Source organism: Pseudomonas sp. NFX98 (assembly GCF_047784845.1).
Taxonomy (GTDB): Bacteria; Pseudomonadota; Gammaproteobacteria; order Pseudomonadales; family Pseudomonadaceae; genus Aquipseudomonas.
Window position 1 is genome coordinate 1 of record NZ_JBLNNF010000024.1, and the last position, 17,470, is coordinate 17,470.

Below are 17,470 nucleotides of genomic sequence, written 5' to 3' on the forward strand. Positions count from 1 at the left end.
TTTTGATCTTGATTTCCCAAGATCAAAAGATCGCAGCCTGCGGCAGCTCCTACATTATTTAGATCAGCGTCTGGATCAGGCTTTCGGTGAGCCCATGCCCTGACCCATCTGCACCGCCGTACCGGCAGTCATTTCTTCAGCCCACTTCACTTGATCCGGCCCGAACAGCACGACAGCGGTCGAACCCAGTTTGAAGCGGCCCAGCTCAGCGCCTTTTTCCAGATGGATCGGCGCGCGCGAAGCTTCGTCGTAACGGAAGGTTTTCAGCTCGCGTTTCGGCGGCGTAACCAGGCCGGCCCAGACGGTTTCGATCGACGCAACGATCATCGCACCCACCAGTACCACGGCCATCGGCCCGCGCTCGGTGTCGAAAATGCACGCAACGCGCTCGTTGCGGGCGAACAGTTCAGGCACGTTTTCAGCGGTGGACTGGTTGACCGAGAACAGACGGCCTGGAATGTAGACCATCTCGCGCAGGGTGCCGGCCAGCGGCATGTGCACGCGGTGGTAGTCCTTCGGTGACAGGTAGATCGTCGCGAAATCACCGCCCATGAACGGCGCGGCGTTGGCCGCGTCACCACCCAGCAACTCCAGCACGCTGAAGCTGTGGCCCTTGGCCTGGAACACGCGACCATGTTCGATCGGGCCGAGCTGGCTGACCGCGCCGTCGGCCGGGCTGAGGATCGCGCCCGGTGTTTCGTCGAGCGGGCGGGCACCGTCTTTCAAAGCGCGGGTGAAGAAGTCGTTGAAATGCTCGTAGGCGGTCAGGTCTTCGACCAATGCCTGGGACATGTCCACTTGATAACGCTTGGCGAACCACGCGGTGAACGCGTTCTTGAACCAGCGCACGCGGCATTCGGCGACGCAGCCGGCCAGCCGCGAGAGCAAGTGGTGGGGCAGCAGGTATTGGCTGAGGATAAACAAACGTTCTTTCATTGGATGTCCTTAAAAACCTTAAAGCTCGACGGGGGTGTCGGGGTGATTGCCCCATTCGCCCCAGGAACCGGCGTAGCCTTTGACCCGCGGATAACCGAGGGATTTGGCCACCAGATAAGTGAAGCCCGACCGGTGGTGGGTCTGGCAGTGGGTAATGATTTCTTTGTCAGGCGTAATGCCCAGTTGTTCCAGGATCTGCGGCATGTCGGTGCGGATACGCAGTTGGCGTGCCTTATCCATGCCCGCCGTCCATTCGAAATTGACCGCGCCGGGGATATGACCACCCTTGGCGGCGAGCACTTTTTCACCGGAATATTCCAGCGGCCCGCGAGCGTCCCAGATCGCCAGGTCGGCAGCACCGAGACGGCTTTGCAGGTATTCGCGGGTGGCGGTGGGTTCGTCGTGCAGGGTCAGCGCAATCGGGCCGCCAACGTGCGCCGGGATCTGAATCGACATGGGCAAACCTTCTGCCAGCCACGCCGGCAATCCACCGTCGACATAGTGGTACTTGCTGTGGCCGATGACATCCAGAAGCCAGATAAAGCGCCCGGCCCAACCGCCGCCTTCGTCGTCATAGACGACGTACACGGCATCGGGGTTGTGTCCCAGCTCGCCGAACAGCGCTTCAAGTGCCGCTTGCGGCGGCATCAGTCCGGGCGCAGGCGCCTGGCCGAGTTGCGTGCGTTTGGGGTCGACAAAACGTGCGCCGGGAATATGCCCTTCGGTGTAGCGGGCGCTGCTGGTCAGGTCGACCAGAATCAGTTCGCGGGCGTCGAGGCGAGGGAGCAAGTCGCTCGGTTCGATCACCAGCGGCAAGCCAGAGAAGTCAGGCATGTGAGGTCTCCAGGGCACAAAAGGGAGGATTGTAGCGTAGCGTCATTGGCCGCGTCGGCTAAAACTGTGCAGCGCTTTCTCGATGCATTGCGCGGTTTTGCCGAAGGCTTGTACGGTGATTTCCGAAAACGGCCCGCCGCCCTGATCCGCCACCACAATCATGATCACCCGGCCATTGTTGACCAGTGAACGCAGCAACAGGTGCTCGCCGCTGAACTGCGAGCGCAGGGTGTTGGGCAGCAGGGCGGAAAATTGTGCATTGTTGGCTGGCGTCAGGCGCACCTGGGCCTGTTGCGCGAGCAGTCGTTGCAGCACGGTGCTCTGACTGACTGCGATGTTCAACCCGGCGACTTCTTTCGGCAAGCCCGCCGTCTGATGGACCCGAAGATTGGCGTGGGTGCGGTCGGCCATCAAAATCATTACCCGACGCATGCCGCACGCGACCAGCGCGTCGCGGGCAGAGGTGGTCAAGTGCATGGCGTTGGTGAAGCGACTCGGTTCGACCAGCAGCTCGGCGCACTGGCTGCGCCACTTCGCCAGGTCTTCGGCGGTCGGCGCCGGGGCCGGTAACAGGCCGGCATGAACGCGGTTTGTGCCCCATGGCCAGAGCAACGCAACGGCGGGGTGCCAGAGGTCGGGCATGGCGTGATGGCGGGCGCTGTTGGCGGCTTGCTGGTGCAGTTGTTGCTGCACTTCGTCCATCGGCATTTGCAGGTAAAGGCTGGTCAGGTATTGCCAGCGCTCGCTGTGCGGACTGTCCCAGGCCTGTTGTGCCGACAGCGCCAACCCATTGGCCAGCAACACGGTGTTGGCCGGCTGGTTAAGCCAGCGGCGCAGCGTCGGATCGTCATCGAGGCGATTTTGTTGACGCAGTGGGTGCTCGCTGTCGCGGGCAATGCGCAGGACTTTGACCAGTTCCCGCTGCTCGGTGAGCAACAGTTTATAGCCTTGTTGCACCCAGATCGGCAGGCGCCAGATATCCACCAGGGCCAGACCGATTTGCAGCAAGCGCGTGCCAAACAATTGCTTTTCGACTTTGCGCGCCGACTCACCTTTATGGATGACCCGCAGTTCCCATTCTTCGAGCAATTGCGGATGCGTCAGCGCCAGTGGCCACAGCGGCGACAGAAACAGCAGGCTGCCCCAATGGATGTCCTGCCACAGTCTCGCCAGGCGACTGGAGAAAAAACCGTTGGCCTGTTGCGTGGCGTGCTGGCTGATCATCTGCAGCTGGCGCAGGGCTTTGGGGATCTCGGCCATGGGTTCGGCCGGCAAGCGCTCGAGCAGTTCTTCGGTGCGTTTCAAACCGAGGCGATTGATCGCGATCTCAAGGTTTTCCGCCGGCTCGGTCATGCTGCCATGGGTGTGCCGGTTGGCTTCGCGGATCACGCTCAAGGCCAGGGCCGGGCTGTCCTGCATCAAGTCGGCGATGTCGCGCAACGAGCTGCGGCTGTCGCGGATCGCACGGCAGACACGGTCGTGACTGGCCTGCGGAACCGGCAGGCGCACGCCATCCAGAAGCTTGATCCAGCCTTCAAGAGTGGTCGGTTTTGGAGTCGGGACGTTCGTTTCGTTAACCATGTCGGGAGGCGATCATCTTCAGCATTAACGGGGCCCGGAGTGGGTCGAAGTGGCTTTTCGCCTGAACTGGCTATAGTCTGGCGCAGTTTTGCCGATAAGTAGAAGAAGAGATTTTTTAACTTCCGAATATGACCTTGAACCCGACTCAGTAAGTGCTCTCCTACCTATGGCTAAAATAATCGGCATCATCGTCGTATTCGCGAGCGTGCTCGGCGGATACGTGCTCTCCCACGGCAAAATTGCTGCCCTGATCCAGCCCTTCGAGGTGTTGATCATCGGCGGTGCGGCCCTCGGTGCATTCCTCCAGGCCAACCCCGGCTACATGACGATGCACGTGCTCAAGAAATCCCTGAGCATGTTCGGCTCGCGTTTCACTCACGGCTTCTATCTGGAAGTGCTGGGGCTGATCTACGAGATCCTCAACAAAAGCCGCCGCGAAGGCATGATGGCCATCGAAGGCGACATCGAAGATGCCGCTGCGAGCCCGATCTTCGCCAAGTATCCGACCGTCCTGAAAGACGAGCGCATGACCGCGTTCATCTGCGATTACCTGCGCATCATGTCCTCCGGCAACATGGCTCCCCATGAGCTGGAAGGCCTGTTCGACATGGAGCTTTACAGCCTCAAGGAAGACCTTGAACACCCGTCCCACGCGGTGAACGGCATCGCCGACGCCATGCCCGGTTTCGGTATCGTTGCGGCGGTACTCGGTATCGTGGTGACCATGGCGTCCCTGGGCGAGGGCGACCAGAAGTCCATCGGCTTGCACGTAGGTGCGGCGCTGGTCGGTACCTTCTTCGGTATTCTTGCTGCCTACGGTTTCTTCGGTCCGCTGGCCCATTCCCTGGCCCACGACGCCAAGGAAGAGCTGAACGTCTACGAAGCCATCAAGGCCTCGCTCGTGGCTTCGGCATCCGGCATGCCGCCATCGCTGGCCGTGGAGTTCGGGCGCAAGGTTCTGTACCCGGCGCACCGTCCAAGCTTCGCCGAGTTGGAACAAGCGGTTCGTGGTCGTTAAGTTATGGAAAACAATCAGCCGATAATCATCAAGCGCGTCAAGCGCATCGCCGGCGGGCATCACGGGGGCGCCTGGAAAATCGCCTTCGCCGACTTCGCCACGGCGATGATGGCGTTCTTCCTGGTGTTGTGGCTGCTGTCCACGGCAACACCGGAACAGAAGATCGCCATCGCCGGTTACTTCAAGGACCCGATCGGCTTTTCCGAAAGCGGTACGCCTTACATCATCGACCTGGGTGGTACACCGACCCTGGCGCCGGAAAACACCCTCAATCCCGAGGTGAAGTCCCAGCCGCAACCGGACAAGGTCACCGTCGACGCCGAGCAGGTCGAAGGCATGGCCGAAATGGTCGAGAAGGAGCGCCTCGAACTGTTACTGCAAGAATTGCAGAACAAGGTCGAAGAGAACCCGCAACTGCAGAAATTCAAAGACCAGATCATGTTCGAGATCACCCCGGACGGCTTGCGCATTCAGATCGTGGATGCCGAGAACCGGCCGATGTTCGACTCGGGCAGTGCGCGCCTGAAACCGTATTTCGAAGACATCCTGCTGGCCATGGCCGACACCATCAAAGCGGTGCCGAACAAGATCAGCATCAGCGGCCACACCGATGCCAAACCGTACAGCGGTCAGGGCGATTTCGGTAACTGGGAACTGTCCGCCAACCGTGCCAACGCCGCTCGCCGTGCGCTGGTGGCGGGCAGTTACCCGGACGCGCAGGTGGCGCGGGTAGTCGGTTATGCCTCGTCGGCCCTGTTCGACCGTGAGCATCCGTTCAACCCGGTCAACCGCCGTATCGACATCGTGGTGCTGACCAAGAAAGCCCAGCGTGCCATCGAAGGTTCGCAAGGCGCAGAGCCTGCACCCGATGCCTCGCAAGGTTCGGGTGCACCCGGTGAAGCTCCGGCCACGCCGGTCGACCCGAACGCCTTGCCGGCGGACAAGGAACCCCTGCCGGCCCACGAGCTTCGTGAGCGGTTGAACCTGTTTGATGATCCGGCACCGAAGCCGGGTGAACCCGTCAAGCAGTGACCTACAAAAAAGCCGACAGTGATGTCGGCTTTTTTGTGGGCGATGACTTTTAGAATCCGCGAATGATTCGAGACTTGAGATCCGTATGGAACCGATCGGCATTCGTCCTGTTAATGCTGCGCGTCGACTCACTGCCCGTCACCGACTCCAGCGACATCGAGCGCTTGAGCGTCGATTCATTGCGATACGCATCAATAAAGAATTCGATGTCCCTTTCATTGGTGAGTTTCGGCCATTTGTCGAGGTACAGCGGCAGTTCTGTCGGGCCGGTCTTGAATGAGCAGATGCGGCGGTTGGTGATGGTGGCCTCGCCGATTTCGAACGGCACCCACCAGGACAGCGCGGTTTTCTCCGAGACCACTGCCAGCAGGTGCGTGCATTCGCTGATGTTGCGGGTAATCACGCCGGTGATGTCGTCGGTGGTCTGGGATTCGGCGTCCAGCACGTCGAGATAAGTCTTGATGTTCGCCTGCATCAGGCGCGTGTTGATGTTGATCGCGTAGGCGCGATCCATGTGGCGGTAGCTGATAAACACTGGCATCAGAAATGTCCCTTGATCGCGAGTTCGCGGTAATAGGCGCCGAGCGCGGTGAGGCGGCAGCCGGTGGAGTGAATGGCGGCGTAGTACATGTGTTCGGCCTCCACCGGTTCGATCAGGCTGTGGCGATTGCACTTTTGCAGTTGGGCGAAGACATCGCCGTGTTCCGGGTTGAATTCAGGCTCGGTGGGCTCAAAGCTGGGGGCGAGGGGATAGACCGATTCCGCTTCGGCAAACCATTCAGGCAGCTTGCGCAGGATTTCCTTGGGGATCAGCGGCGAAACCTCGCGCAGGGAGATGAACTGCGACACGTTGGTCTTGAATACCGGCCGCTGCTCCCAGGCATCGAGCGCGTTATCGACAAACGAATAGAGGCTGCCGGGGGTGATCTTGCCGAGGATGTTCGCGGCGCCACCGTGCAGCGCCTGGAGCAGTAATCCGGTGAACACGCCGTGCTGCCCGCCTTCCATGGCTGGCTCTTCCTTTTTGCATGCTGTGAGAATCGTCATGCCTTCGCCGACCACGCTGCCTTCGCTACGCAGGGCGCGGAGTTCGCCGGCCGAGCCGCTCTGGCAGCAGTCGAGAATGATCACCTTGTTTTTGATCTTCGTGGCTTTGCTCGCCCAGTTGAGAATGTCGCTAAGGCGAATCCCGTCCTTGGCGCTCTTGTAATCCTGCGGGATCAACATGCCCTCGTCGGTATCGGTATCGAAAGTGCCGTGCCCGGCGAAATACAGCAGCGCGACATTGCAATCGCCGGAAAACAGCTCGCGGATCTGGTCTTCGAGCTTTTCCCGGCCCAGGTAGTCCTCGGCGGAGGTCAGCACGATGTTCTTGAAGTTCGGATCGCCATTGGCGTCGGTCTTCAACACAGACGCCATGGCCATGGCGTCATTGCAGCAACCGTTCAAACGCGAAACATGGGTGTAATCGTTGATGCCGATAAACAGTCCCTTGCGCATGATCAGGCCACCGTATGCAGGCGAATGGCTTTGACGATGCTGCCGGTGTTCCACGCACACTCGGCGTGAGCCGCATTGCGCACCACTGTAGAAATCCGCTCGGCGCCGAACGGTTTGATCGCGATGATCACCTTGCCCATGCGCTTGGCAATCTCGATTTCCTTGTTGATCCACTTGCTGTAGGTGGAATACATGCCGGCCATGATCAGGACGGCGGAGCAGGGGCGGATCTTGTTTTCGATGGCTTCTTCGAGTTGCTTGTCGGTGCGGGCGCCGAGGATCGGGTTGTGCGGTGGCACGGAGAAATTCTTGAAGGTGAAGTCGGGTTGCGCGTTCAACAGGCGCACGAGATTGTCGTGGGCGTGAGGGTAGTTCCACGAATGGCTGATGAACAAATGGTAGGTTTGCATGAGGGTCCCTCGGTGTCGCTGGAGTGCGAAGAGGGTTTGAACTTAGGCCAATGGTTGGCGGCTACAAGGGGGAGGAAGTTAAAGAGAAATGCCCTACAAGTACGCGTGCAGGCGTCTTACAGAAAGGTCTGATGTTTGGCTGACAGGGGAATTAAACAGTAGAGCCGGCAATCCACCACCCCGTTTGTTCGGAGCGGTGGACGGGCCTGTTTAGTAGCCGTTTTCCGGCAAACTGGCGATGATCGAGCGGTAGCTGTTCATTCGTTGCTGCTGCACGCGGCCATCTTCCAGAGCCTTGAGCAGCGCGCAACCAGGTTCACGGTCGTGCTTGCAGTCGCGGAAACGACACGTGCCGAGCAAATCGTTGAACTCGATGAAACCGGCCTCGACGTCGGCACGGCTGACGTGGCCCAGGCCGAATTCGCGGATGCCCGGGGAGTCAATCAGCTCACCGCCGCCGGGGAAGTGGAACAGTCGCGCGGTGGTCGTCGTGTGAGTGCCCTGGCCGGACAGCTCGGACAACGGGCCGACGCGGGTTTCGACTTCCGGCAGCAAGCTGTTGACCAGCGACGACTTGCCGACGCCAGACTGGCCGACGAACACGCTGATACGCCCGTCCAGTTGCTTCTGCAGTTGCTCCATGCCGTTGCCGTGGTGGGCCGACACTTCGAGCACCGGATAACCAAGCGTGCGGTAAACCGCCAGCAGGGCATTCAGCACCGGGGCGTTGTTCTCGTCGATCAGGTCGAATTTGTTCAGCAGCAGCAGCGGCTTGATGCCCGCGTGTTCGGCTGCTACGAGGTAGCGGTCGATCAGGTTGGCATGGGGCTCGGGCAGCGGTGCAAACACGATGACGATCATGTCGACGTTGGCCGCAACAGGCTTGAGCTGGCCGCGGCTGTCCGGGCGGCACAGCTCGGTGTTGCGCGGCAGTTGCGCCACGATCACGCCGATGCCTTGGTTGCCGGCACGCCAGACCACCTGGTCACCGGTCACCAGCGCCGGCAGGTTGGCGCGCAGGTGGCAACGGAACACCTGGCCGGCCAACTCGCCATCGCGGGCCTCGACCTCGACCTGCACACCGAAGTGCGCGATCACCAGACCGTGCTGTTCCGGACCCAGGTCGCCACCCTCAAGTGCCTCGACAGCCGAGGACTCGCGTTTGGCGGCGCGGGCAGCGCGCTCGCCCTGAATCTTTTCGATGCGCCAGTTTTGACGACGATTGAGTTGGCGTTTGGCCATGGGTGTTCCGTATCAAGAATGCAGCGATTAGGTAAAACGGCCGCGAGTTTAGCACGCCCGGCTACCGGCCTAGGCTAAACTGCGCAGCATTGCCTAGGAGCCGACACATGCAAAATTCGCAGAACCTGATCTGGATCGACCTGGAAATGACCGGTCTGAACCCGGACACCGACGTCATCATCGAAATGGCTACCATCGTCACCGACAGTGAGCTGAACACCTTGGCCGAAGGCCCGGTGATCGCCATTCACCACAGCGACGCGGTCCTCGCCACCATGGACGAGTGGAACACCCGCACCCACGGCAACTCGGGCCTGACCCAGCGCGTGCGCGACAGCCGCATCAGCATGGCCGAAGCCGAAGCCGAAACCATCGCGTTCCTGGAGAAGTGGGTGCCGAAGGGCAAGTCGCCGATCTGCGGCAACAGCATCTGCCAGGATCGCCGCTTCCTTTATACGCACATGAAATCCCTGGAAAGCTATTTCCACTACCGCAACCTCGACGTCTCCACGCTCAAAGAGCTGGCCGCGCGCTGGGCGCCGGACGTGCGCGACAGCTTCCAAAAGGGCAGCACCCACCTGGCGCTGGACGACATCCGCGAATCGATCGCCGAGCTGCAGCACTACCGCAAGCATTTCATCAAGTTCTGATATTGCCCACGTTCCTCGTGTAGGAGCTGCCGCAGGCTGCGATCTTTTGATCTTTGTTTTTAAAAGCAAAATCAAAAGATCGCAGCCTGCGGCAGCTCCTACATGGGATGTGTTGTCATTGTGAAAGTGAGTAGACTGCGCGCCTTTTTGCAAGGACCGCCACCATGTTGCTGATGCTCTACCTGATCGCCATCACCGCCGAAGCCATGACCGGCGCCCTGTCTGCGGGGCGTCGTGGCATGGACTGGTTTGGCGTGGTGCTGATTGCTTGCGTCACGGCGTTGGGCGGCGGTTCGGTACGCGACGTGCTGCTCGGCCACTACCCGCTGACTTGGGTCAAACACCCGGAATATCTGGTGCTGACCACCATCGCGGCGATGTTCACCGTGTTCACCGCACGCTGGATGCGTCACCTGCGCTCGTTGTTTCTGGTGCTCGACGCCGTGGGTCTGGTGGCGTTCACCCTGATCGGCTGCATGACCGCCCTGGAAATGGGCCATGGCATGTTGGTCGCGTCGGTCAGCGGTGTGATCACCGGGGTTTTCGGCGGCATCCTGCGGGATATCTTCTGCAACGATATTCCGCTGATCTTCCGTCGAGAGCTGTACGCCAGTGTCTCGTTCGCGGCGGCGTGGTGCTACATGCTGTGCCTGTACCTGAATCTACCGGGAGAACAGGCAATTCTGATCACCTTGTTCGGCGGCTTCCTGCTGCGATTACTGGCGATCCGTTTCCACTGGGAAATGCCCAAGTTCGTTTACAACGACGAAGCTTGATTCATACGCGATCCCTGTAGGAGCTGCCGAAGGCTGCGATCTTTTGATCTTAAACAGTCAAGATCAAAAGATCGCAACCTTCGGCAGCTCCTACGTTAGGCCGTGTTGCTTCAGGGCCCATTCGACGTGCTCGCGTACGAGCTCCGACGGATAGTCGCGTCGCGCCTTGAGCGCTTCCAATACTGGAATCGTTGAAGGCGCATTGCCCAAGCCCACCGCCAGATTACGCAACCAGTTTTCATATCCCGTCCGGCGCAGTGGCGAACCTTCGGTGCTGCTCAGGAATTTGTCCTCGTCCCACATGAACAGATCCGCCAGCCCGGCGTTGTCCAGATTGTGGCGCGGCTTGAAATCGCCTTCGCCGGACGGACGGGCGAAGCGGTTCCACGGGCAGACGATCTGGCAGTCATCGCAACCGAACACCCGGTTGCCGATCAGCGGTCGCAGGTCTTCGGGGATGGCGCCTTTGAGTTCAATGGTCAGGTAGGAAATGCAGCGTCGGGCGTCCAGCACATACGGGCCGACGAAGGCATTGGTCGGGCAGATATCGAGGCAGGCGCTGCAACGACCGCAGTGTTCGGTGGCGTGGGGCGGGTCCACGGGCAGCGGCAAATCGACGAACAGTTCGGCGAGAAAGAAATAACTGCCGGCTTTGCGATTCAAGACCAGCGTATTTTTGCCGATCCATCCAAGGCCGGCCTGTTCGGCGATGGCTTTTTCCAGCACCGGCGCACTGTCGACGAAGGCGCGAAAACCGAATGGGCCGATCTCGGCTTGAATTTTATCTGCCAGTTGTTGCACGCGCTTGCGGATCAATTTGTGGTAATCGCGGCCCAAGGCATAACGCGAGACGTAGGCTTTTTCCGGTTGGGCGAGGACTTTCGCCATTTGCGTGTCACCAGACAGGTAGTCCATGCGCAGCGAAACCACGCGCAACGTACCCGGCACCAGTTCATCCGGATGCGAGCGTTTGCTGCCGTGGGCGCCCATGTAGTCCATTTCGCCGTGGTAGCCGGCGTCGAGCCAGCGCTGCAAATGCTGCTCGTGCTCGCCCAGGTCGAGACCGCTGATGCCGACTTGCTGGAAGCCCAGCTCCCGGCCCCAGTCCTTGATGGATTGGGCGAGGGCGGGCAGGTCTGTGGTAATAGCGGGCATGAGGCGAGAGAAACCGGAGCTGAGGTGCGTATAATTCTGCCAGACATCGGAGCCTGAAGACGCATGCCGCACACTAAAGATGAATTACCCGACGCGCTGTACAGCGCCGCGCAGGTCCGAGGGCTCGATGCGAGCCTGATCGCGGCCGGCACACCGGGCTTCGAATTGATGCAGCGCGCGGCGCGGGCGACCTGGCGCGCACTGGTTCGCCAATGGCCGACGGCGAACGAATTGACGGTTGTCGCCGGTCACGGCAATAACGCCGGCGATGGTTATCTGGTGGCCGTGCTGGCCCAACGTGCCGGGTGGTCGGTGCGGGTGCTGGCGGCAGGTGATCCGCCGCAACTGCGCGGTGATGCGGCATCGGCCCATGCCGAGGCAGTATCGGAAAAAGTCTCCACCGAGTCCTGGACAGAAAACGCCCAATTGCGCGGCATCGTGCTGGACGCGTTGCTCGGCACCGGCCTGACTGGCGAGGTGCGCGAGCCCTACGCCAGTGTTATCGCGGCGATCAATGCCAGCGGCTTGCCCGTTGTGGCGGTGGATATCCCTTCCGGACTGTGTGCCGATACCGGTCGTCCCCTTGGCTGCGCCGTGCGAGCCGACCTGACCGTGACCTTCATCGGCTTGAAACTGGGATTGTTCACCGGCGATGCGGCGGATGTGGTGGGCGAACTGGTGTTCAATGATTTGCACGCCGATCCGCAGCTGATCGAGGCTGTGCCGATGACCGCACGTCGTTTGGCTGCCGGCAACCTTCCGCGTCTAGCCGCCCGCGCACCCACTTCCCACAAAGGCAGGTTCGGCCATGTGCTGTTGATCGGCGGCGATCGCGGCTTCGGTGGCGCGATCCTGTTGAGTGCGCAAAGTGCGCTGCGCAGCGGTGCCGGCATGGTGTCGGTGGCGACCCGCGGCGAACACGTGCCCGCCGCGCTGGCGCGGATTCCCGAGGCGATGGTGCTGGGCACGTCTTCGGCCAATCAGTTGATGGGTTTGCTTCAAAAGGTTTCCGTGCTGGTTGTCGGCCCGGGACTTGGGCAGGCTGGCTGGGGCCGCAGCTTGCTGTCGGCCGCCGCCAATGCGCCGCTGCCGCAAGTCTGGGATGCCGATGCGCTGAACATGCTGGCAGAGGAGCGTGTGAGTTTGCCCAAGGATTGCGTGATCACGCCGCATCCGGGCGAGGCGGCACGCTTGTTGGGGATCAGCACTGCCGAGGTGCAGGCGGATCGTCCTGCGGCGGCCCATGCGTTGAGCAAAAAATATACAGCCGTGGTTGTGCTTAAAGGCGCCGGCAGTTTGATTGCCTGTCCCGACGGGCGGCTGGCCGTGTGTCATCAGGGGCATCCGGTGATGGCGACGGCGGGTTTGGGCGATGTGCTGGCCGGTCTGGTCGGCGCATTGCTGGCTCAAGGCATGACCGCATTCGACGCGGCCTGTCTGGCAGTCTGGCTGCACGCCAATGCCGGAGAGCATCAAGGGAAATTCGGCCGTGGGCTGGCGGCCAGTGATCTGATACCAGCCATTCGTCAGTTGTTGGAGGAGCAAATACCGTGTCTGAAGTAACCCTGTACCTGGCTGATGAAGAGGCGATGACCGCATTTGGCGCGCGTATCGCTCAAACGACTCAAGGGCACGGTTTGATTTTTCTTGAAGGCAACCTCGGGATGGGTAAAACCACGCTGTCGCGGGGCATCATCCGTGGTCTTGGCCATGTCGGGGCGGTGAAAAGTCCGACCTTCACGTTGGTTGAACCCTACGAGATCGGCGACATTCGCGCCTTCCACTTCGACCTGTATCGACTGGTCGACCCGGAAGAGCTGGAATTCCTCGGCATCCGTGACTACTTCGAAGACGATGCGCTGTGCCTGATCGAGTGGCCCGATAAAGGTGCAGGCTTTTTGCCAAAGCCTGACCTGACCATTACCATTAGCCCGCAAGACAGCGGACGTTCGCTGAAAATTTTATCCCAGGGCTCGCGTGGCGAGATCTGGTGTGCCGCTTTGGCATTGGAATCCAAATAAATGATGGGGTTAGGTATGCGCTTTCGCGCGTTGGTTGCTGCCGTTGGGGTGTTGTTTTTGGCGGTGACCGTCGACGCTGTGGCCGAAACGAAGGTCAACAGTGTTCGCCTGTGGCGGGCGCCGGACAACACGCGGCTGGTGTTTGACCTGACAGGTCCCGTGCAGCACAGCGTCTTTACCCTGTCGGCGCCGGATCGCCTGGTCATCGACATCAATGGCGCCAGCCTCGGCGCGCCGCTGAACGTCAACACCTCGAACACCCCGATCACGTCCATGCGCTCGGCCCAACGAACGCCGACTGACCTGCGCGTGGTTATCGACCTGAAAAAGGCCGTCACGCCGAAAAGTTTCTCCCTGGCGCCTAACGCCCAGTACGGCAACCGACTGGTGGTCGACCTGTTCGACAACCCGGCCGACGCCGCGCCGCCGCCAGCGCCGACGCCTTCGGTGGCCACGGTGCCAGCCGTACCGGTCACACCGACGGAGCCTGCGATCAAATTGCCGCCAGCCCCGGCGGGCAAGCGCGACATTGTTGTGGTGATCGATGCCGGTCACGGCGGTGAAGACCCGGGCGCGTCCGGCTCTCGCGGTCAGCGTGAAAAAGACGTAGTGCTGCAGATTGCCCGCGAAACGCAGCGCCAGGTCAACGGCATGAAAGGCTTCCGCGCCGAACTGACCCGCACCGGCGACTACTTCATTCCACTGCGTGGCCGTACCGAAATCGCCCGCAAGAAAGGCGCCGACCTGTTTGTCTCGATCCACGCCGACGCCGCGCCTTCTGCCGCAGCTTTTGGTGCCTCGGTGTTTGCCCTGTCTGATCGTGGCGCAACTTCGGAGACCGCCCGTTGGCTGGCTGACAGCGAAAACCGTTCCGACTTGATCGGTGGGGCCGGCAACGTCAGCCTCGATGACAAGGACCGCATGCTCGCCGGTGTGCTGCTCGACCTGTCGATGACCGCGTCCCTGACGTCCAGCCTGAACGTTGGCCAGAAGGTCTTGAGCAACATTGGCCGGGTCACCCCGTTGCACAAGCAGCGCGTCGAACAGGCCGGATTCATGGTGCTGAAGTCGCCGGACATTCCATCGATCCTCGTGGAAACCGGATTCATCTCCAACGCCAACGAAGCGTCGAAACTCGCTGCATCGAGCCACCAGCAAGCGCTGGCGCGTTCCATCAGCAGCGGCGTGCGCCAGTTCTTCCAGCAGAACCCGCCACCGGGCACTTACATTGCCTGGTTGCGTGATTCCGGGAAAATCGCTCAAGGCCCGCGTGATCACCGGGTAAACCCGGGCGAGACGCTGGCGATGATCGCTGTGCGTTATCAGGTGTCGCCCGCCGCGGTGCGCAGCGCCAACAACCTGTCGAGCGATGAGCTCAAGATCGGTCAGCACCTGACCATTCCGGGCAATGATCTGGCGGCCAAAGAATGAATCAGGTCGTGAACAACAGCGCTCGCATCGAGCTGCTCAGCCCGCGTCTGGCGAACCAGATTGCTGCCGGTGAAGTGGTCGAACGCCCGGCGTCGGTGATCAAGGAGTTGCTGGAAAACAGCCTCGATTCCGGCGCCAAGCGCATCGACGTCGATGTGGAGTTGGGCGGCGTCAAATTGCTGCGGGTGCGCGACGACGGCAGCGGCATTTCTGCCGATGACCTGCCGCTGGCCCTGGCGCGACACGCCACCAGCAAGATCCGCAATCTGGAAGACCTCGAACAGGTCATGAGCCTGGGCTTTCGCGGTGAGGCACTGGCGTCGATCAGCTCCGTGGCGCGCCTGACCCTGACTTCCCGCACCCGCGAGGCCGATCAGGCCTGGCAGGTGGAAACCGAAGGCCGCGACATGGCGCCCCGCGTACAACCGGCGGCGCATCCGGTGGGCACATCGGTTGAAGTGCGCGACCTGTTTTTCAACACCCCGGCGCGACGCAAGTTTCTCAAGACCGAAAAAACCGAATTCGATCACCTGCAAGAAGTGATCAAGCGTCTGGCGTTGGCGCGTTTCGACGTGGCATTCCACCTGCGCCACAACGGCAAGACCATCCTCAGCCTGCACGAGGCCCATGACGATGCTGCCCGTGCGCGGCGTGTGGCGGCAATCTGTGGCCCGGGTTTCCTTGAGCAGGCGCTGCCGATCGAAATCGAGCGCAATGGCCTGCATCTGTGGGGTTGGGTCGGTTTGCCGACGTTCAACCGCAGCCAGGCGGACTTGCAGTATTTCTTCGTTAACGGCCGCGCCGTCCGCGACAAACTGGTGGCTCACGCGGTGCGCCAGGCTTATCGCGATGTGCTGTTCAATGGTCGGCACCCGACGTTCGTGCTGTTTTTCGAGGTCGATCCGACGGGCGTCGACGTCAACGTGCACCCGACCAAGCACGAAGTGCGCTTCCGTGAAGGGCGCATGGTCCACGATTTCCTTTATGGCACCTTGCATCGCGCCTTGGGCGATGTACGGCCGGACGATCATCTGGCGGCACCGGTGGCGACGGCTATCGTTCGTCCTACAGGCCTCGATGCGGGTGAGTTTGGCCCTCAGGGCGAAATGCGTCTGGCGGCCAATGCGCTTCTGGAACAGCCTCAGGCTCAGCCAGCGTTCAATACGCCTGCCGGTTCAGGCGCTGGCGCGGGTTATCAGTATCAATACACGCCGCGTCCGCAATCGGCCGTCCCTGCCGCCGAGGCGCACGCCGCCTATCGCGAGTTTTTCGCGCCATTGCCCGAAGCCAATGCGGTCGCTCTCCCGGCTGGGCAGGATGATATTCCGCCGTTGGGTTACGCGATGGCGCAGCTTAAAGGCATCTACATTCTTTCGGAAAACGCCCAAGGCCTGGTACTGGTGGACATGCATGCCGCTCACGAGCGGATCATGTACGAGCGCCTGAAAGTTGCGATGGCCAGCGAAGGCCTGAGCGGTCAGCCGCTGTTGGTGCCGGAATCCCTGGCGGTCAGTCAGCGTGAAGCCGATTGCGCCGAAGAGCACGTCGCCTGGTTCCAGCGTCTGGGCTTTGAATTGCAGCGTCTTGGCCCGGAAACCCTGGCCATCCGCCAGATTCCGGCACTGCTCAAGCAGGCGGAAGCCAACCGTTTGGTCGCCGACGTACTGGCTGACCTGATGGAATACGGCACCAGCGATCGCATTCAGGCGCACATCAACGAACTGCTCGGGACCATGGCCTGCCACGGTGCGGTCCGTGCGAACCGGCGTCTGGCCATCCCGGAAATGAACGGTCTGCTGCGCGACATGGAAAATACCGAGCGCAGCGGTCAATGCAACCATGGCCGACCGACCTGGACCCAACTGGGCCTGGACGATCTGGACAAACTGTTCTTGCGCGGTCGTTGATGAGCCAGCTCCCACCTGCGATTTTCCTGATGGGGCCGACCGCCGCCGGCAAGACCGACCTGGCCATCGAACTCACCAAGGTCCTGCCATGCGAACTGATCAGCGTCGATTCGGCGCTGGTCTACCGTGGCATGGACATCGGCACCGCCAAGCCTTCCAAAGAGCTTCTGGCGCAATATCCACACCGCTTGATCGACATTCTTGACCCGGCTGAGAGCTATTCGGCTGCGGATTTTCGTCGAGACGCCCTCGAAGCCATGGCCGATATCACCGCTCGCGGAAAAATTCCGCTGTTGGTAGGCGGCACGATGCTCTACTACAAGGCTTTGCTCGAAGGACTGGCAGAAATGCCGGCGGCCGATCCCGAGGTTCGTGCGCAAATCGAAGAAGAGGCTGCACGCCTTGGCTGGCAAGCCCTGCACGACCAGTTGGCGGTGGTCGACCCGGTATCGGCGGCGCGGATTCATCCGAACGATCCGCAGCGTCTGAGTCGAGCGCTGGAAGTTTATCGCGTCAGCGGTCAAAGCATGACTGCCCTGCGCTTGCAACAAACTGCGCAAAGTACTGAAGCAGCCGCTTCGGGACGGCAACAATTGCCCTATACTGTCGCGAACTTGGCCATTGCTCCGGCAAATCGTCAGGTACTGCACGAGCGAATTAAACAAAGATTCACTTTAATGTTGGAACAGGGATTCATTGACGAGGTCGTAGCCCTGCGTAAGAGAAGTGACCTGCATGCCGGGTTGCCGTCTATACGTGCAGTAGGCTACCGCCAAGTCTGGGACTACCTGGATGGCAAGCTGACGTCAGCCGAGATGCAGGAGCGTGGAATCATCGCCACGCGCCAATTGGCAAAGCGGCAGTTCACCTGGCTGCGCAGTTGGGCTGATTTACACTGGCTGGACAGCCTGGATTGCGACAATCTGCCGCGCGCCTTGAAATACCTTGGGACCATCTCCATATTGAGCTGAGTCCTT

Annotated in this window: 17 protein-coding genes; 9 read left to right on the forward strand and 8 right to left on the reverse strand. The window is 60.9% G+C overall.

All coding sequences use genetic code 11. From position 1 onward, the window contains the following. Positions 1-75 precede the first annotated feature (75 nt). From asd to ACM110_RS26245, 3 genes are read right to left on the reverse strand one after another with little or no spacing between them, the layout of a single operon-like run. A complete protein-coding gene (asd, locus tag ACM110_RS26235; protein WP_416130045.1) occupies positions 76-936 on the reverse strand; it encodes an archaetidylserine decarboxylase in 861 nt (286 codons plus the stop codon). An 18-nt stretch (positions 937-954) separates the two neighbouring features. Further along, entirely contained in the window at positions 955-1,770 is an 816-nt protein-coding gene (locus ACM110_RS26240) for a rhodanese-like domain-containing protein (RefSeq protein WP_416130046.1), read from the reverse strand. A 42-nt stretch (positions 1,771-1,812) separates the two neighbouring features. Beyond that, positions 1,813-3,351 carry an HDOD domain-containing protein gene (locus tag ACM110_RS26245; RefSeq protein ID WP_416130047.1) on the reverse strand — a complete coding sequence of 513 codons (1,539 nt, stop codon included), beginning with the start codon at positions 3,349-3,351 and terminating at the stop codon, positions 1,813-1,815. 166 nt (positions 3,352-3,517) lie between these two features. Between ACM110_RS26245 and motA the strand changes: the two genes are divergently transcribed. Together motA and motB are read left to right on the forward strand one after the other, a co-directional pair. Further along, on the forward strand, positions 3,518-4,369 hold the full coding sequence (motA, locus tag ACM110_RS26250) for a flagellar motor stator protein MotA (RefSeq protein WP_338584414.1): 852 nt from the start codon (positions 3,518-3,520) through the stop codon (positions 4,367-4,369). A gap of 3 nt (positions 4,370-4,372) precedes the next feature. Next, complete coding sequence (gene motB / locus ACM110_RS26255) at positions 4,373-5,401, forward strand: flagellar motor protein MotB (protein WP_416130048.1); 1,029 nt, start codon at positions 4,373-4,375, stop codon at positions 5,399-5,401. Positions 5,402-5,450: 49 nt separating this feature from the next. Here the strand turns inward: motB and ACM110_RS26260 are convergent, their stop codons facing one another. From ACM110_RS26260 to rsgA, 4 genes are all read right to left on the reverse strand, one after another. Continuing rightward, on the reverse strand, positions 5,451-5,942 hold the full coding sequence (locus ACM110_RS26260) for a toll/interleukin-1 receptor domain-containing protein (RefSeq protein ID WP_416130049.1): 492 nt from the start codon (positions 5,940-5,942) through the stop codon (positions 5,451-5,453). Then, entirely contained in the window at positions 5,942-6,901 is a 960-nt protein-coding gene (locus ACM110_RS26265; RefSeq protein WP_416130050.1) for a caspase family protein, read from the reverse strand. Before ACM110_RS26265 ends, ACM110_RS26260 begins: the two co-directional genes overlap by 1 nt. A gap of 2 nt (positions 6,902-6,903) precedes the next feature. Continuing rightward, a complete protein-coding gene (locus ACM110_RS26270; RefSeq protein ID WP_416130051.1) occupies positions 6,904-7,311 on the reverse strand; it encodes a TIR domain-containing protein in 408 nt (135 codons plus the stop codon). A 210-nt stretch (positions 7,312-7,521) separates the two neighbouring features. Further along, entirely contained in the window at positions 7,522-8,553 is a 1,032-nt protein-coding gene (gene rsgA / locus ACM110_RS26275) for a small ribosomal subunit biogenesis GTPase RsgA (RefSeq protein ID WP_416130052.1), read from the reverse strand. A 107-nt stretch (positions 8,554-8,660) separates the two neighbouring features. Between rsgA and orn the strand changes: the two genes are divergently transcribed. Together orn and ACM110_RS26285 are read left to right on the forward strand one after the other, a co-directional pair. Next, a complete protein-coding gene (gene orn / locus ACM110_RS26280; RefSeq protein ID WP_338584423.1) occupies positions 8,661-9,203 on the forward strand; it encodes an oligoribonuclease in 543 nt (180 codons plus the stop codon). 164 nt (positions 9,204-9,367) lie between these two features. Beyond that, the gene (locus ACM110_RS26285) at positions 9,368-9,979 is read left to right on the forward strand and encodes a trimeric intracellular cation channel family protein (protein ID WP_075947737.1); all 612 of its coding nucleotides are present in this window, start codon (positions 9,368-9,370) and stop codon (positions 9,977-9,979) included. Positions 9,980-10,069: 90 nt separating this feature from the next. Here ACM110_RS26285 and queG read toward each other — a convergent pair whose 3' ends face one another. Next, the gene (queG, locus tag ACM110_RS26290; RefSeq protein ID WP_416130053.1) at positions 10,070-11,134 is read right to left on the reverse strand and encodes a tRNA epoxyqueuosine(34) reductase QueG; all 1,065 of its coding nucleotides are present in this window, start codon (positions 11,132-11,134) and stop codon (positions 10,070-10,072) included. 63 nt (positions 11,135-11,197) lie between these two features. Between queG and ACM110_RS26295 the strand changes: the two genes are divergently transcribed. Genes ACM110_RS26295 through miaA form a run of 5 tightly spaced genes read left to right on the forward strand, consistent with a single transcriptional unit; the run spans position 11,198 to position 17,464 of the window. Next, positions 11,198-12,697, forward strand: a complete 1,500-nt coding sequence (locus ACM110_RS26295; RefSeq protein ID WP_416130054.1) for an NAD(P)H-hydrate dehydratase — start codon at positions 11,198-11,200, stop codon at positions 12,695-12,697. Continuing rightward, complete coding sequence (tsaE, locus tag ACM110_RS26300; RefSeq protein WP_416130055.1) at positions 12,685-13,155, forward strand: tRNA (adenosine(37)-N6)-threonylcarbamoyltransferase complex ATPase subunit type 1 TsaE; 471 nt, start codon at positions 12,685-12,687, stop codon at positions 13,153-13,155. The genes ACM110_RS26295 and tsaE overlap by 13 nt, the downstream gene beginning before the upstream one ends. Further along, on the forward strand, positions 13,156-14,586 hold the full coding sequence (locus tag ACM110_RS26305; RefSeq protein WP_416130056.1) for an N-acetylmuramoyl-L-alanine amidase: 1,431 nt from the start codon (positions 13,156-13,158) through the stop codon (positions 14,584-14,586). Then, on the forward strand, positions 14,583-16,493 hold the full coding sequence (gene mutL, locus ACM110_RS26310; RefSeq protein WP_416130057.1) for a DNA mismatch repair endonuclease MutL: 1,911 nt from the start codon (positions 14,583-14,585) through the stop codon (positions 16,491-16,493). The genes ACM110_RS26305 and mutL overlap by 4 nt, the downstream gene beginning before the upstream one ends. After that, on the forward strand, positions 16,493-17,464 hold the full coding sequence (gene miaA, locus ACM110_RS26315) for a tRNA (adenosine(37)-N6)-dimethylallyltransferase MiaA (protein WP_416130058.1): 972 nt from the start codon (positions 16,493-16,495) through the stop codon (positions 17,462-17,464). Before mutL ends, miaA begins: the two co-directional genes overlap by 1 nt. Positions 17,465-17,470: the final 6 nt, after the last annotated feature.

Excerpts from the sequence above, each read along its gene's own strand:
- asd (WP_416130045.1), bottom strand. The coding sequence starts at position 936 with ATGAAAGAACGTTTGTTTATCCTCAGCCAATACCTGCTGCCCCACCAC.
- ACM110_RS26240 (WP_416130046.1), bottom strand. The coding sequence starts at position 1,770 with ATGCCTGACTTCTCTGGCTTGCCGCTGGTGATCGAACCGAGCGACTTG.
- ACM110_RS26245 (WP_416130047.1), bottom strand. The coding sequence starts at position 3,351 with ATGGTTAACGAAACGAACGTCCCGACTCCAAAACCGACCACTCTTGAA.
- motA (WP_338584414.1), top strand. The coding sequence starts at position 3,518 with ATGGCTAAAATAATCGGCATCATCGTCGTATTCGCGAGCGTGCTCGGC.
- motB (WP_416130048.1), top strand. The coding sequence starts at position 4,373 with ATGGAAAACAATCAGCCGATAATCATCAAGCGCGTCAAGCGCATCGCC.
- ACM110_RS26260 (WP_416130049.1), bottom strand. The coding sequence starts at position 5,942 with ATGCCAGTGTTTATCAGCTACCGCCACATGGATCGCGCCTACGCGATC.
- ACM110_RS26265 (WP_416130050.1), bottom strand. The coding sequence starts at position 6,901 with ATGCGCAAGGGACTGTTTATCGGCATCAACGATTACACCCATGTTTCG.
- ACM110_RS26270 (WP_416130051.1), bottom strand. The coding sequence starts at position 7,311 with ATGCAAACCTACCATTTGTTCATCAGCCATTCGTGGAACTACCCTCAC.
- rsgA (WP_416130052.1), bottom strand. The coding sequence starts at position 8,553 with ATGGCCAAACGCCAACTCAATCGTCGTCAAAACTGGCGCATCGAAAAG.
- orn (WP_338584423.1), top strand. The coding sequence starts at position 8,661 with ATGCAAAATTCGCAGAACCTGATCTGGATCGACCTGGAAATGACCGGT.
- ACM110_RS26285 (WP_075947737.1), top strand. The coding sequence starts at position 9,368 with ATGTTGCTGATGCTCTACCTGATCGCCATCACCGCCGAAGCCATGACC.
- queG (WP_416130053.1), bottom strand. The coding sequence starts at position 11,134 with ATGCCCGCTATTACCACAGACCTGCCCGCCCTCGCCCAATCCATCAAG.
- ACM110_RS26295 (WP_416130054.1), top strand. The coding sequence starts at position 11,198 with ATGCCGCACACTAAAGATGAATTACCCGACGCGCTGTACAGCGCCGCG.
- ACM110_RS26305 (WP_416130056.1), top strand. The coding sequence starts at position 13,156 with ATGATGGGGTTAGGTATGCGCTTTCGCGCGTTGGTTGCTGCCGTTGGG.
- mutL (WP_416130057.1), top strand. The coding sequence starts at position 14,583 with ATGAATCAGGTCGTGAACAACAGCGCTCGCATCGAGCTGCTCAGCCCG.
- miaA (WP_416130058.1), top strand. The coding sequence starts at position 16,493 with ATGAGCCAGCTCCCACCTGCGATTTTCCTGATGGGGCCGACCGCCGCC.